Annotated in this window: 13 protein-coding genes and 1 tRNA gene; 7 read left to right on the plus strand and 7 right to left on the minus strand. The window is 69.2% G+C overall.

The features are described from left to right. The first annotated feature begins 146 nt into the window (after positions 1–146). On the plus strand, positions 147–623 hold the full coding sequence (locus ACWA15_RS16655) for a MarR family winged helix-turn-helix transcriptional regulator (RefSeq protein WP_464056638.1): 477 nt from the start codon (positions 147–149) through the stop codon (positions 621–623). A 9-nt stretch (positions 624–632) separates the two neighbouring features. Further along, complete coding sequence (locus ACWA15_RS16660; protein ID WP_464056639.1) at positions 633–2,339, plus strand: MDR family MFS transporter; 1,707 nt, start codon at positions 633–635, stop codon at positions 2,337–2,339. A 97-nt stretch (positions 2,340–2,436) separates the two neighbouring features. Here the strand turns inward: ACWA15_RS16660 and msrB are convergent, their stop codons facing one another. Both msrB and ACWA15_RS16670 read right to left on the minus strand, forming a co-directional pair. Continuing rightward, complete coding sequence (gene msrB / locus ACWA15_RS16665) at positions 2,437–2,841, minus strand: peptide-methionine (R)-S-oxide reductase MsrB (RefSeq protein WP_464056641.1); 405 nt, start codon at positions 2,839–2,841, stop codon at positions 2,437–2,439. A gap of 113 nt (positions 2,842–2,954) precedes the next feature. Then, positions 2,955–4,475, minus strand: a complete 1,521-nt coding sequence (locus ACWA15_RS16670) for a DEAD/DEAH box helicase (RefSeq protein ID WP_464059548.1) — start codon at positions 4,473–4,475, stop codon at positions 2,955–2,957. A 428-nt stretch (positions 4,476–4,903) separates the two neighbouring features. On the opposite strand from ACWA15_RS16670, the gene ACWA15_RS16675 reads away from it, so the two are divergent. Further along, positions 4,904–5,641, plus strand: a complete 738-nt coding sequence (locus ACWA15_RS16675; RefSeq protein ID WP_464056643.1) for a M50 family metallopeptidase — start codon at positions 4,904–4,906, stop codon at positions 5,639–5,641. 113 nt (positions 5,642–5,754) lie between these two features. Here the strand turns inward: ACWA15_RS16675 and ACWA15_RS16680 are convergent, their stop codons facing one another. Then, entirely contained in the window at positions 5,755–6,036 is a 282-nt protein-coding gene (locus tag ACWA15_RS16680; protein ID WP_464056644.1) for an iron-sulfur cluster biosynthesis family protein, read from the minus strand. A gap of 396 nt (positions 6,037–6,432) precedes the next feature. On the opposite strand from ACWA15_RS16680, the gene ACWA15_RS16685 reads away from it, so the two are divergent. Then, a tRNA-Lys gene (locus tag ACWA15_RS16685) sits at positions 6,433–6,505 on the plus strand. 52 nt (positions 6,506–6,557) lie between these two features. Here the strand turns inward: ACWA15_RS16685 and ACWA15_RS16690 are convergent. After that, complete coding sequence (locus tag ACWA15_RS16690; RefSeq protein ID WP_464056645.1) at positions 6,558–6,752, minus strand: hypothetical protein; 195 nt, start codon at positions 6,750–6,752, stop codon at positions 6,558–6,560. Between the two features lie 221 nt (positions 6,753–6,973). On the opposite strand from ACWA15_RS16690, the gene ACWA15_RS16695 reads away from it, so the two are divergent. The 3 genes from ACWA15_RS16695 to ACWA15_RS16705 all read left to right on the plus strand — a co-directional run bounded on the left by ACWA15_RS16695 (position 6,974) and on the right by ACWA15_RS16705 (position 9,215). Then, positions 6,974–7,174, plus strand: coding sequence for a hypothetical protein (locus ACWA15_RS16695; RefSeq protein ID WP_464056646.1), 201 nt, complete (start codon positions 6,974–6,976; stop codon positions 7,172–7,174). A 71-nt stretch (positions 7,175–7,245) separates the two neighbouring features. Next, positions 7,246–8,661 (plus strand): TrkH family potassium uptake protein, encoded by a 1,416-nt coding sequence (locus ACWA15_RS16700; protein WP_464056648.1) that lies wholly within the window; start codon positions 7,246–7,248, stop codon positions 8,659–8,661. 29 nt (positions 8,662–8,690) lie between these two features. Continuing rightward, on the plus strand, positions 8,691–9,215 hold the full coding sequence (locus tag ACWA15_RS16705; RefSeq protein WP_464056649.1) for a DEAD/DEAH box helicase family protein: 525 nt from the start codon (positions 8,691–8,693) through the stop codon (positions 9,213–9,215). Between the two features lie 88 nt (positions 9,216–9,303). On the opposite strand, the gene ACWA15_RS16710 is transcribed toward ACWA15_RS16705, so the two are convergent. From ACWA15_RS16710 to ACWA15_RS16720, 3 genes are all read right to left on the minus strand, one after another. Next, the gene (locus ACWA15_RS16710; protein WP_464056650.1) at positions 9,304–11,514 is read right to left on the minus strand and encodes an NADP-dependent isocitrate dehydrogenase; all 2,211 of its coding nucleotides are present in this window, start codon (positions 11,512–11,514) and stop codon (positions 9,304–9,306) included. A gap of 291 nt (positions 11,515–11,805) precedes the next feature. Next, positions 11,806–12,225, minus strand: a complete 420-nt coding sequence (locus ACWA15_RS16715; RefSeq protein WP_464056651.1) for a chemotaxis protein CheW — start codon at positions 12,223–12,225, stop codon at positions 11,806–11,808. 2 nt (positions 12,226–12,227) lie between these two features. Then, positions 12,228–14,024 (minus strand): chemotaxis protein CheA, encoded by a 1,797-nt coding sequence (locus ACWA15_RS16720; protein WP_464056653.1) that lies wholly within the window; start codon positions 14,022–14,024, stop codon positions 12,228–12,230. Positions 14,025–14,044 lie beyond the last annotated feature (20 nt).

Raw genomic sequence — 14,044 nt, forward strand, 5'->3', positions numbered from 1 at the left:
GCACAGCTTCCGCCCCCTTTCCTCCGGGAAACGGGCGGAAGCTGTGCACCTGTCGTCGTGTGGAGCGGGTGATGACCGCCACATCCGAAGATACTTGCAGACCGCAAGCAAGTGATTTACCGTGAGGTAGTCGAAAGGACCATCTCATGACCCCCACCACCCCGGCAGTCCACGACATCCTCCGCGCCTTCGAGGAGTTCGGCCACGCGCAGCGCGAGATCGGATCGCGACTGACCCGTACCCTCGATCTGCCTCGCACGAGCATCGGCCTGCTGCGCTACCTCAACACCCATGGCCCCGTCCAGATCGGTTGTGCCGCCCAGCACTTCCGCGTCGACCTCTCGGTGACCAGCCGGCAGGTGAGCGCTCTCGTGGACGCCGGACTCGCCGCACGCGACGTCGACCACGACGACCGCAGAGCCCGCACGGTCGTGCTGACCGAGCAGGGACGGGCCAAGGTCGCCGAGCTCAGCGAGGCCGTCACCGTCCTGATGGCGGAGATGTTCCAGGACTGGGACCCGGCCGAGCTCAAGCTCGCCACCGATCACATGACGGCGATCGCACAGACGATCACAGCGCACCAGGGCGAGCACTCGCAGGCAGCCCACACCAAAGATTCTTAAGGACGTCGCATGACCACTCCACCCAAGACCCTTGATCAGCAGGCTGATCCGACCCTCGTCGCCGACCACCTCCCCGGCGAGCCCGCGCAGATGAGCCACCGCCAGGTCATGAAGGCCCTCTCCGGGATCCTCCTCGGGATGTTCGTGTCGATCCTGGCGACCTCGGTCGTCTCCTCCTCGCTCCCCAAGATCATCGCCGACCTCCAGGGCACGCAGTCCGCGTTCACCTGGGTGGTCACCGCGACCCTGCTGACCACGACGATCAGCACGCCCATCTGGGGCAAGCTCGCCGACCTGGTCAACCGCAAGACCTTGATCCAGATCGCCCTCGTGATCACCGTCGTCTCAGCCGCGGCCGCCGGGTTCGCGCAGAGCACCGGCACCCTCATCCTCTTCCGCGCGTTCCAGGGCATCGGCGCCGGCGGCCTCACCGCCCTGGCCACCGTGCTCATCGCGGACATCATCTCCCCGCGTCAGCGAGGCAAGTACATGGGCCTCATGGGCGGCATCATGGCCGTCGGCATGGTCGGTGGCCCGCTGCTCGGCGGCGCGCTGACCGACACGGTCGGGTGGCGCTGGAACTTCTTCATCGGCATCCCGTTCGCGATCGCCGCGATCATCACCCTGCAGGCCACCCTGCGCCTGCCGCCGATGCCGCGGGTGCGGGTCCGCCTCGACTACTGGGGCGCACTGCTGCTCTCGCTCGGGATCTCCGGGCTGCTCCTGTGGGTCACGTTCGCCGGCAACACCTTCGCCTGGGCTTCGTGGCAGACCTTCGCGATGGTCGGTGGATCTCTCGCGCTGCTCGGACTGGCGGTCTGGGTGGAGAGCCGGGTCGAGGCGCCGATCATCCCCCTCTCACTGTTCCGCAACCGGACCGTGGTCCTCGCGATCATCGGCAGCGCGGCCGTCGGAGTAGCCCTCTTCGGCACCTCCGTCTTCCTCAGCCAGTACATGCAGGTCGCCCGCGGCAAGTCCGCGACCGTCTCCGGGTTGCTGACCATCCCGATGATCGCCGGCAACCTCCTCGCCTCGGTCGGCGTCGGCGGTCTCATCACCCGGACCGGGCGCTACAAGAAGTTCATGGTTGCCGGGGGCATCGCACTCACCGCGGGTCTGGGCCTCATGGGCACGATCGACTATCACACGAACATGGCCGTCATCGGTGTCTACCTGTTCATCGTCGGGATCGGTATGGGCATGCTCATGCAGAACCTCGTGCTCGCCGCGCAGAACACCCTGGCCCCCTCTGAGATGGGCACCGGAACCGCGACCATCGCGTTCTTCCGGACCCTCGGTGGCGCGGTCGGCGTCTCGGTCCTGGGCGCGATCCTGGGTTCACGCATCACCTCCGAGATCACCAAGGGTCTCGGCGATCTGGGGGTCGACGGCGGGGGGCTCAGCGGGGGCACCATCCCCGACGTCACCACCCTGACGGGGCCGCTCAAGGACCTGGTCGAACGGGCCTACGGCGCCGGCGTGGCGGAGATCTTCCTCATCGCCGCGCCGATCGCGATCATCGCCCTGATCGCGGTGGTCCTCCTCAAGGAGATCCCGCTCGGCAACAAGTCCGGCGTCCAGGAGCGTCTCGAGGAGCTGGCCCGCGCGGAGGCACTGGCCGCCGACCAAGCACGCGCAGGGTCGACCGAGATCGGTTCCGTCGCCGCGGACAGCAACGACACGGCCGACGACGCGCTCACCCCCGTCGCCCGCTGATCTCACGGCCCGGCTGCAGGGTGACCGGCCGCCGGACATGACGAAGGCCTGGACCGATCTGGTCCAGGCCTTCGTCGCGTTCAGGGGTGCAGGTGGCTCAGGCCGGGGTGTCCTCGAAGGTCAGCGACACCGAGTTCATGCAGAACCGGTCCCCGGTCGGGGTCTGGGGCGCGTCGTCGAACAGGTGGCCCAGGTGCGAGCCGCACTTGGCGCAGCGCACCTCGGTGCGCACCATGCCCAGGCTGGCGTCCTCGAGGAGCTCGACGGCGTCGGACTCCTTGGGGGCGTAGAAGCTCGGCCACCCGCAGTGGGAATCGAACTTCGCCTCCGACCGGAACAGCTCGTTGCCGCACGCGCGGCAGTGGTAGATACCGGTGCGGCTCTCGTCGAGCAGCGCGCCGGTGCCGGGACGCTCGGTGCCCGCGCGACGCAGCACCGCGAACTCCTCCGGGCTGAGCTCGGAGCGCCAGTCATCATCGGTCTTGGTCACGTCGTACGTCATCGTCGTCCTTCCGTCGTGGCTGGTCCTGCTCCCCCGGTAACGCTCAGGCCCGCCGGAAGATTCCGGCGGGCCTGAGTGGTGGTGCGGTGGTCGTGCGGTAGTCGAGCAGTCGGTCAGCTCGAGCGACGACGTCCCTGGGTGCTCGAGCGACGCGGGCCGCCACGGCCTTCGCTGCGACCGTCACCGCTGGGGGCGGCGGAGGCCGGCGAGGACGTCATGCCCGAGCCGGGCGTGCTCGTGGAGTACTGCACCGGAGCGCCGCGACCGGAGCTGCGGCCGGGTCCACCGGAGCGGCCACCGGCTGCGCCACGGGACGGTGCCCCGCCGCGCGAGGAGCCGCCGGTCGAGCCGCCGCCGCTGCGTGAGGACGGGGAGCGCTCGGTCAGCGGTGCGCCGGTCGCCGAGACGCCGGAGCGTCCACCGCGGCCACCGGAGCGGCCACGACCGCCGCCGCCGCTGGACCGCTGCTGCTCGGTCTGCTCCTGGACGGGAGCCGGCTTGACGTAGGCAGCGACCTCGCCGACAAGGCGCGCGATGGCCTCGTCGCCGGGGACGACCTTGCGCGGCTGGGCGTTGATCTTCGCCTGGCGGGTCAGGTCACGCACGTCGCCGCGCTGCTCGGGGAGCATGATCGTCACGACGTCGCCACCGGACCCGGCGCGGGCCGTGCGGCCCGAACGGTGGGTGTAGGCCTTGTGCTCGGCGGGCGGGTCCACGTGCACGACGAGGCTGACCTCGTCGACGTGGATCCCGCGGGCCGCGATGTCCGTGGCCACCAGCACGTTGACCACGCCGGAGGAGAAGGCGGCGAGGTTGCGCTCGCGCGCGCCCTGGCCGAGGTTGCCGTGCAGGTCGACCGCGGGGACGCCGTCGGCCGTGAGCTGCTTGGCGAGCTTCTTGGCCTGGTGCTTGGTGCGGGTGAAGAGGAGGCGCTTGGACGTGCCCGAGGCGAGGGCCTGGATGACGTCGCGCTTGGCGGCGGCGTCGGACACCTCGAAGATGTGGTGCGTCATCGTGGAGACGTGCGACTCGGCGCTGTCCACGGCGTGGCTCGAAGGAGCGTCCATGTAGCGCTTGACCAGCTGGTCCACGCCGTTGTCGAGGGTGGCCGAGAACAGCAGGCGCTGGCCCTTGGCGGGGGTGCGGTCCATGATCCGCTTGACGCCGGGCAGGAAGCCGAGGTCGGCCATGTGGTCGGCCTCGTCGAGGACGGTGATCTCGACCTCGTCGAGGAAGACGAGCTTCTGGCTGATGAGGTCCTCGAGGCGGCCCGGGCAGGCGATGACGATGTCGATGCCGCCCTGCAGCGCGGTGACCTGGCGGCTCTGGGCGACGCCACCGAAGATCGTCGTGGTCTTGAGACCGACGAGCTTGGCGAGGGGCTCCATGACCGCGTTGATCTGGTTGGCCAGCTCACGGGTGGGGACCAGCACGAGGCCACGCGGGCGGCTCGGCTTGCGGCGGCCGGAGCTGGCCGCGAGGCGGGTCACCGTCGGCAGCGAGAACGCGAGGGTCTTGCCGGAGCCGGTGCGTCCGCGGCCGAGCACGTCGCGGCCCGCGAGGGTGTCCGGGAGCGTCGTCGTCTGGATCGGGAAGGGTGCGATGATCCCGGTCTCAGCGAGGTAGCTGATGATCGAGGTGGGGAGCGCAAAGTCCGTGAACGCCGCGTCGGGGGCTACCGCGGCCGGAGCTGCGGTGCGCGCGGAGGCGTTCTGGGTACGGGAAGTTGCGGGCGCGCCGGAGCGCTGTGAATTCGTCAAGGGGTGCCTTATCTCTATGCGCCGTCGGGCGATTCCCTCGACGCTCGGCGCGCGGAACTCGCGCTGCCTGGGTCAAGTCTCTCACGCCCTCTGCAAACCCGGCCGGATTATCGGTGTGATCCCCACCTCCCCCGCCTCCCCCCGCCTCCCCCCGCACGCCCCCGCACGCTCCCCTCACTCCCGGCCCCTCGCCGGGTGCACACTTTCCGCCCCGTTCGCGGCCAGAAAGGGGCGGAAAGTGTGCACCAGAGGGACGCAAGACCGGGCGGGCCTGGGGAGGACGTGCGGGTTGGTGTGGTCGAATGTCTTCCGTGTCGATCCTCTCCGAGATCTGGTCCCGCGCGACCGAGCAGCTTCCCGCCCCCGAGCAGTGGATCGTGTGGGCGACCGCCGGCGTCGCCCTGCTCATCGTCCTGAGCCCCACGTGGCGGGTCGCCCGGCACGTGGTGACGATTGCCCACGAGGGAGCGCACGCCTTCGTTGCGCTCATCACCGGGCGCCGGCTCACCGGGATCCGGCTGCACTCGGACACCTCCGGGCTCACCGTGTCCTCCGGCAAGCCGCGCGGCCTCGGCATGATCCTCACCGCCTTCGCGGGGTACACCGGCCCCGGGCTGATCGGCCTCGGCGCGGCCTTCATGCTCCGCCAGGGCTACGGCGTCGGTCTGCTGTGGCTGCTCATCGTCGTGCTTGCGCTCATGCTCATGCAGATCCGCAACTGGTTCGGACTGCTCTCGATCCTCGTCAGCGCCGCAGCCCTGGTTGCCGTCTCGTGGTTCGCGAGCACGCAGTGGCAGACGGCCGCCGCGTACCTCGTGACGTGGTTCCTGCTGCTCGCCGCCCCCCGCCCGGTCATCGAGCTGCAGGCCTCCCGCCGGGCGGGACGGGCCCGCACCTCCGACGCGGACATGCTCGCCCGCCTCACCCCGCTGCCGGGGCTGTTCTGGGTCTGCGCGTTCTTCGTCGTCACGGTCGGCGCGCTGGCGCTGGGGTCGTGGTGGATCGGCGCCTGGTCGATCGAGGACCTCCCGCGCTTCTAGCGGCCGGGCGGGTCTCGCCGCAGGTCAGAGCAGACACAAGAGCAGACACAACAGTGCCCCGGTCGTTTCCGACCGGGGCACTGCGCTCTACCGCGCCTGACGGCGCGAAGCCGTCAGTCCTGCGGGGTGAGCGTGAACGACGTCGAGTCTCCCGTGGCGTCCGCGTCGAGCGCGAGGTCGGCGAGCGAGGTGGAAGCCACCGGCTCGACGAACACGTGGGTTCCTTCGAGGTCGATGACCTCGTCGGTCGGCGGAGCCTCGGTCACGAGGGCGAGGTCGAAGTCACCGGGAGTCCCGTCGGCCGCGGCGATCCGCAGACCACCACCGTCCGGAAGGTTCGCCTGGGTGGCCAGGTCCTGCACAGCGAGTCGGGCGTTGTCAGTCAGGGTAAGCACGAGATCTCCTCTCGTAGCCGGGCACTCCCAGCCCCTCCCGCCACGGGTTGCGCGGCGGCGAAAGGCACGTCCGGGAGTCATACGGACCCCCCCACCGAAACAATCCTCAGCCGATAACGCAAGCCAGAACGCCATGATTATCAGGTCGTGGGCTGCGGGTTCACGCGATCTCCAGGTCGGAGCCGCAGCATCCCGGACCTGCTGGGAGCATGTGAAGGTCCTGCACGCATGTCACTCCGCACGCCCCTGGCGCCCGCCCGGACGCTTCGGTTACCCGTTCGGCTTGCGGACCGCGTAATCTGATCACTCGGCGAGTCAGCACCTCCGACGTTGCCCCTCGTCACCGCAGGTTCCCCTGCCCGACGCCGGGCCAGCACCGGGCGGGCGAGCGCGCCAGGGCCCCTAGCTCAGTTGGCAGAGCATCGGACTTTTAATCCGCGGGTCGTGGGTTCGAGCCCCACGGGGCCCACTCTTTTCGTCGGGCGGGTGATCGCCGAACGACGAGCCACCGACGCGGCGAATCAGACGTGCGTCGGGCCGTCACTGCCGTTCCGACGAACGATCGCCAGGTGATAGAGGTGCCACCCTGCGAAGACGAGTCCGACGCCGGTCAGCGCGATGCTTGGTCCAACCTTCCCGTTCGCCGCGCCACCCGCGCCCAGGATGACAAACGCGAGGCCGACCAGCGCCCCCCAGACGTTCTTGGAGCCGATCACGAGTTCCCCTAGATAGAAGCTGCACCCCCGAGCACCGGGACTTGCGGAACAGTTTGCAACGTTACCGCTAGATCCAGGACAACTTCTCCTGAGCCGTGCGCCGCGTTCATCAACGGCACCTCGGCATTCGACAGGTGTGTGCCGTGGGGATCTCTGCCGGTGGGCGGTCAGCGATGGTGGGAGCGGGCTTCCGGTGGTTGCCCACGCCGACTCTTGCCACAATGGTCCCCCCGGCGCCCGTGGTCCAGAGCCGGCACGACGGCGCCGTCGGCGTCGAGCACACGCGCGTGATCGCCGAGGAGATCCCCCACGCGGACGTCGTCTGGAGCGACGCGCTGACACACCTGTTGTGGTTCGGTCCGCAAGGCCAGGTCGCGACCGACGCGGTGCGCGACTTCATCACCGCACTGCCCCGACGGTGACGACCTGCAGTTACGATGGCCACGTTCGAGTCTGCTGACCAGGAGCGGGCGCGTCGCTCGGAGTCGCACGCATGGCCCAGCACCCCTCGTCGATCCGTGACCGCCTTCGCAGTGGTGGACGTCACGGCTCGTCTCGCAACCGACCTGGAACGACAACCCATCCAGGGATCCGGCGGCGTCCCGGGCAGATCCTCGTCACCAGCTTCGCCGCCGCCATCGGCATCGGGACGCTCCTGCTGCTCCTGCCGGCCTCGAGCGCCGGACGAGGGGCGACCGTCCTGGAGGCCCTCTTCACGTCGACCTCTGCCATTTGCGTGACCGGCCTCATCGTCGTGGACACGGCGACGTTCTGGACCCCCTTCGGGCAGGCCGTCATCATGGCGCTCATCCAGGTGGGCGGCTTCGGGATCATGACGCTCGCGTCCCTCCTCGGGCTCCTCATCTCCCGCCGACTGGGCCTGCACACCAGGCTCATGAGCGCGTCAGCCACCCGGAGCGTCGGGATCGGCGACGTCCGCCGGGTCCTGCTGGGCATCGGGATCGTCACGGTGCTCGTCGAAGGGCTCGCGGCGCTCGTGCTCGCCGGCCGGTTCGTCCTCACCTACGACGAGCCGATCGGGCGGGCGCTCTGGCTCGGTCTTTTCCACGCGGTCTCGGCGTTCAACAACGCGGGCTTCGCGCTGTACACGGACAGCCTCATGGGCTTCGTGACCGACCCCTGGGTCTGCCTGCCCATCGCGGCCGCGGTGATCGTCGGCGGCATCGGCTTCCCGGTGATCCTCGAGCTGTGGCGCAGCCCCCACCGGCCCCAGGCGTGGAGCCTGCACACGAAGATCACCGTCCTCATGACAGCGGCGCTCCTCGTGCTCGGCGCAGTGTTCATCACCGTGGCGGAGTGGAGCAACCCCGCGACGCTGGGTGCGCTCGACACCCGAGGAAAGATCCTCGCGGGCTTCTTCCAAGGCGTCATGCCGCGCACCGCAGGCTTCAACAGCGTGGACGTGGCGCAGATGGGTAGTGCGACGTGGCTGGGCAGCGACGTGCTCATGTTCATCGGTGGCGGCAGCGGCGGCACTGCGGGCGGCATCAAGATCACCACCTTCACCGTGCTGCTCATCGTCATCTGGGCCGAGCTCCGGGGCGACCCGGACGCGACCCTCTTTGACCGGAGGATCGCCCCGTTCGCGCAGCGTCAGGCCCTCGCGGTCGCCCTCCTCGGCGTCGCCGCGGTCCTCATCCCCACCATCGCCATCGCGATGACCTCGAACTTCACGTCCGACGAGGTGCTCTACGAGGTCACGTCCGCCTTCGCGACCGTGGGCCTGTCGACTGGGATCACCGCCGACCTCGAGCCGTGGCACCAGGTGATGCTCTGCGTGCTCATGTTCATCGGGCGGCTCGGCCCGGTGACGCTCGGCACGGCGTTGGCGCTGCGGTCGAAGGAGCGCCTCGTCCGGCTGCCGGAGGCCGCCCCGATCGTCGGCTGACCCGGCGGCGCTGTCGCTAGCATGGGCCGATGATCGTGTGGCTGAACGGCACTCATGGGGTCGGGAAGACGACCACCGCTGCTCTCGTGCAACGGCTGATCCCGGATTCACGGGTGTTCGACGCCGAGAAGGTCGGCGAGACGCTGATGGACGTCCACCCCGGGCTGCCCGAGACGGACAACTTCCAGCACTGGCCGCCGTGGCGGCCGCTCGTCGTCGAGACGGCCCGCCGCATCCTCGACTACACCGGTGGCACCCTGGTGATGCCGATGACCGTGCTGGTCCAGCCCTACTGGCGGGAGATCAGCCACGGCTTGGCCTCGCACGACATCCCGGTGCGCCACTTCGTGCTCCACGCCGATGAAGGCACCCTCCGGGGGCGCATCCAGAACGACTCCGTGGTGGGTCCGTCCTCGTTCCGGTTCAGCTACGTCACGCCCTACGCCGAGGCCTTCCAGTCCTGGCTGCGCGAAGAAGCGCACGTCATCGACACCAGGGAGCTGACGCCGGCGCAAGCCGCGTCAGAGATCGTCGAAGCGGTCAACACCGCGTAGCTCTTGGTGTCCTGCGGCTGCCGCCACCCCGAGAACGCACGAGGCCCGGACGGCAGCACACACCGTCCGGGCCTCGCGTCAGGTCGCGCTACAGCGAGGCGAGCGCCTGCGCAAACATGCTCGACGGACGCATGATCGCGTCGGTCTTGGCGGCATCGACCTTGTAGTACCCGCCGATGTCGACCGGCGAGCCCTGCACCGCGATGAGCTCGTCGACGATCGTCGCCTCGTTCGCGCGCAGCGTCGCCGCCAGCGGCCCGAAGGCTGCCGCGAGGTCGGCGTCGTCGGTCTGCTTCGCCAGCTCCTCGGCCCAGAAGAGGGTGAGGAAGAAGTGCGAGCCGCGGTTGTCGATCGTGCCGAGCTTGCGGCCGGGCGACTTGTTCTCGAGCAGGAACGTGCCGGTGGCCCGGTCGAGGGTCGCGCCGAGGACGCGGGCCTTCGGGTTGGCGTTCGCGTCGGCGAAGTGCTCGAGGCTCGCGGCCAGCGCGAGGAACTCCCCGAGGCTGTCCCAGCGGAGGTAGTTCTCCTCCACGAGCTGCTGGACGTGCTTGGGGGCCGAACCGCCGGCGCCGGTCTCGAAGAGTCCACCACCGTTGAGCAGCGGCACGACCGAGAGCATCTTGGCGCTCGTGCCCAGCTCCAGGATCGGGAACAGGTCGGTGTTGTAGTCGCGCAGCACGTTGCCGGTCACCGAGATGGTGTCCTCGCCGCGACGGATCCGCTCGACCGACAGCGTGGTGGCCGCTGCGGGTGCGAGCACCCGGATGTCGAGTCCCGTGGTGTCGTACTCGGGCAGGTAGGCGTTGACCTTCGCGATGAGGTTCGCGTCGTGGGCGCGGTTCTCGTCGAGCCAGAACACGGTGAGGGTCCCGGTCGCGCGGGCGCGGTTGACCGCGAGCTTGACCCAGTCCCGGATGGCGACGTCCTTGGTCTGGCAGGCGCGCCAGATGTCCCCCGCCTGCACCTCGTGCTCGAGGAGCGCCTCGCCGGCGGCGTTGACGACGCGGACGGTACCCGCGGAGGCGATCTCGAAGGTCTTGTCGTGCGAGCCGTACTCCTCGGCCTTCTGGGCCATGAGGCCGACGTTGGGGACGGTGCCCATCGTCGTCGGGTCGTAGGCGCCGTTGGCGCGGCAGTCGTCGATGACCGCCTGGTAGATGCCGGCGTAGCTCGAGTCGGGGATAACCGCGATGGTGTCGGCCTCGGCGCCGTCGGCGCCCCACATGTGGCCCGAGCTGCGGATCATGGCCGGCATCGAGGCGTCGACGATCACGTCGCTCGGCACGTGGAGGTTGGTGATGCCCTTGTCGGAGTTGACCATCGCCAGGCGCGGGCCGTCGGCCAGGCCCTGCTCGAAGGCTGCGCGGATCTCGCCGCCGTTGCTCAGGGCGTCGAGCCCGTCGAGGATCCCGCCGAGACCGTTGTTGGGGCTGAGGCCGGCGGCCGCGAGGTCGGCGCCGTACGTCGCGAAGACGGCGGGGAAGAAGGCGCGCACGACGTGGCCGAAGATGATCGGGTCGGAGACCTTCATCATCGTCGCCTTGAGGTGCACCGAGAACAGCACGTCCTCGGCCTTCGCGCGGGCGATTGCCTGGGCGAGGAACTCGTGCAGCTGTGCGACGTCGAGGAAGGTGGCGTCGATGACCTCGCCCGCCAGCACCTTCACGCCGGGGTGCAGGATCGTGACCTCACCGGCCGCGGTCACGTGCTCGATGCGCAGGACGTCGTCGGCGTCGAGGACGGCGGACTTCTCGTTCGCAAAGAAGTCGTCGTGGCCCATAGTCGCGACGTTGGTCTTGGAGTCGGCGCTCCACGCACCCATGCGGTGCGGGTTCTTGCGCACGTACTCCTTGACGGACAGGGGCGCGCGGCGGTCGGAGTTGCCCTCGCGGAGCACCGGGTTGACCGCGGATCCCTTGATCTTGTCGTAGCGGGCCCGGACGTCCTTGTCGGCGTCCGTGGCGGGAGCGTCGGGGTGGTCGGGCAGGGCGTAGCCCTTGGCCTGCAGCTCGGCGATGGCCGCCTTGAGCTGCGGCTCCGACGCCGAGACGTTCGGCAGCTTGATGATGTTCGCCTCGGGCGTGGTGGCGAGGGCGCCCAGCTCGGCGAGCGCGTCGCCGACCCGCTGCTCGGGCTTCAGGTACTCGGGGAACGCGGCGAGGATGCGGCCGGCGAGGGAGATGTCGCGCGTCTCGAGCTCGACACCTGCGGTGCCGGCGAATGCGCTGACGACGGGGAAGAACGAGTGGGTCGCCAGCATCGGCGCTTCGTCGGTGTACGTGTAGATGATCTTGCTCATCGTCGGGCAGCTCCTTGGCGTTGCGCGTAGCGAACTTGTCTTGATATCAAGATACATGGTCGGCCGTCTGTCGACGAGGGTCTTCCCGGACTGCGCTCGGCCGGGGTCGATCTCCGCCCACTGGCCGTTTCGTGTCATGACGTCGGTGACAGTCGCCCGCAGGCGTGCGGCTGGAAGTCACCGATTGCACCATGGGATGGGACTGCTGCACGAATGGGTGACGTTGATGATGTCAGAGTCCTCGCCGGCGAAGCTTGCAGCAGTCCCAGAGTCCCTACCCATTGGACTCGGTCAGGCGGCGGTGGCCCCATCGACGTCCAGCACCAGGAGCAGGCCCTCGTCGAGCTTGTAGGCGCCGAGGACAACGTCCCGTAGTGCGGCTGGGAGGGTATCGGGTGGTGTCTCGAACTGGTTGTCCTCGACGTCGATCACGTCGCCGATCTCATCGACGAGCAGGCTGATGGGCTCGCCATCGACCCGGACGACGAACATCATCGGCTTGGCATCCGCCGTCAGCGGTGCGAGACCAAGGCGGGGGCGCAGGTCCACGGTCATGACCACCTGACCGCGCAGGTTCACCAGGCCTGCAATACCGGCGGGGGCGAGTGGGACGGGTGTACGGGTTTGGAAGCGCAGGGCTTCTTGGACCCGGAGGACGTCGATGCCATACCGGGCGCCGGCCAGGGTGAACGTGGCGAACTGTTGATTCATCGTCAAACTCCTACGAGAGCGTCGAACTCGGAGCGAACCGGCTCCGCGGCCCCGGGCAGGGCGTCGGTGAAGAATGTCGGGTCGGCGGCCATGACGGCCTGGGTGACGTCGAGCAGTCCGGTGACACGGTCCTGCAACACGGTCGAGCCGACCAGGCCGAGGTCGTCGACCGTGGAGTGCCGGGCGCTGTTCTCGTCGACGATGTCGAAGATCTGGTCGACCACGATCGCGACGCTGCGCGTGCCGCGCGTGTACACGACCACGAACAGGTCCTCGCTTGCCAAATCGATCATCCCGCCGAGCAGGCGGTCCAGACGCACGAGCGGGACGATCGCGCCGCGGTACTGCACGACTTCGCGGCCGCCGACGTGCTCGACGAGATCGTGCCGCAAACGCTCTAGGCGCGTGACCGCGGCCAACGGGATGGCGACCCGGCGGCCGCCCCCGATCCCTGCCACGAGCACCTGCTCTGCCGGCCGGGCAGCAACCGCCGACGCGGCCCTCGCGGCGCGGTCGGCGTCGGGCAGCTCGGCGGCCAAGCAGCGACGCGCGATGGCCTGGACGTCGAGGATGAGCGAGACGCGGCCATCCCCGAGCAGGGTCGCGCCCGTGTAGGTGCCGATCGACTTCAACCGCGCCGACAGCGGCTTGACCACGATCTCCTCGGTGTTCAGCACCCGGTCCACAATCAGCCCGAACCGCTGGGTGTCGGACTGAAGCACCGCGATGACGGCCGTGGCCGCCACCGCGCAGTCCTGGCCGAACTCCAGCACATCGCGCAGGCCGACGAGCGGGAGCAGGCTCCCGCGCAGCCGGTACACCGGCGCCGAGTTCACGTACTCGATCGCGGTGCCAGCCTTCTGCCCGTCCAGCGCGACCAACTCGAGCAGGCTCACCTGCGGGATCGCGTAGAGCTCACCCGCGGACTCGACCGTCAGAGCGGGCATGATCGCCAGCGTCAACGGGATGCGTAGGCGCCACACCGTGCCGCGCCCGGGCGAGGACTCGACCTCGACGGTGCCGCCGATCGCCTCGATCTTGGTGCGCACCCCGTTCATGCCGACGCCGCGGCCGGACACGTTCCTCACGACCTCCGCGGTCGAGAAGGCCGGCAGGAACAGCAGCTGCAGCAGGTCAGGCGCCGTCATCGCCGCGATCTGCGCCTCGGTGCGAAGCCCGCGTTCGATGGCCTTCGCGGCGAGCCGACCGGGGTCGACCTCAGCGCCGTCATCGGCGACCTCGACGAACACCTGTCCACCTGCGTGGTACGCGCGCAGCGTCAGGACGCCCAGCGCCGGCTTGCCGGCCGCGATGCGGTCCTTCGGCGCCTCGATGCCATGGTCGATCGCGTTACGCACCAGGTGCGCCAGCGGGTCCTTGACCGCCTCCAACAGGGTCCGGTCGAGCTCGGTGTCGCCACCGACCATGTCCAGGCGTACCTCGCGCCCGCGCGTCGCGGCGAGGTCGCGCACGATCCGCGGCATCTTCGCCCACACGTGATCGATAGGCTGCATGCGCGTCTTCATCACGCCCTCCTGCAGCTCGGACGCGATCAGGCTCAGGCGCTGCGATGCGCGCAAGAGCTCGTCGCCGGCGGCGCCGGCGGCGAGCCGGGAGATCTGGTTGCGCGACAGCACCAGCTCCCCGACCTGACGCATCAGCGCATCCAGCAGATCCACATCGACACGAATCGACGCTTCGGAGCTGAGCCGTTGGGCCTCAGACTCTGCGGCAGCCGCATCGATCACGTCAGTGGTCATCTGCGCGGCGCTCGTCTCCACGGCGATGTCTTGCTCCATCGGATCTCCTGGTGCATTCG

It is taken from the genome of Sanguibacter sp. TS_SC_8 (assembly GCF_055361235.1).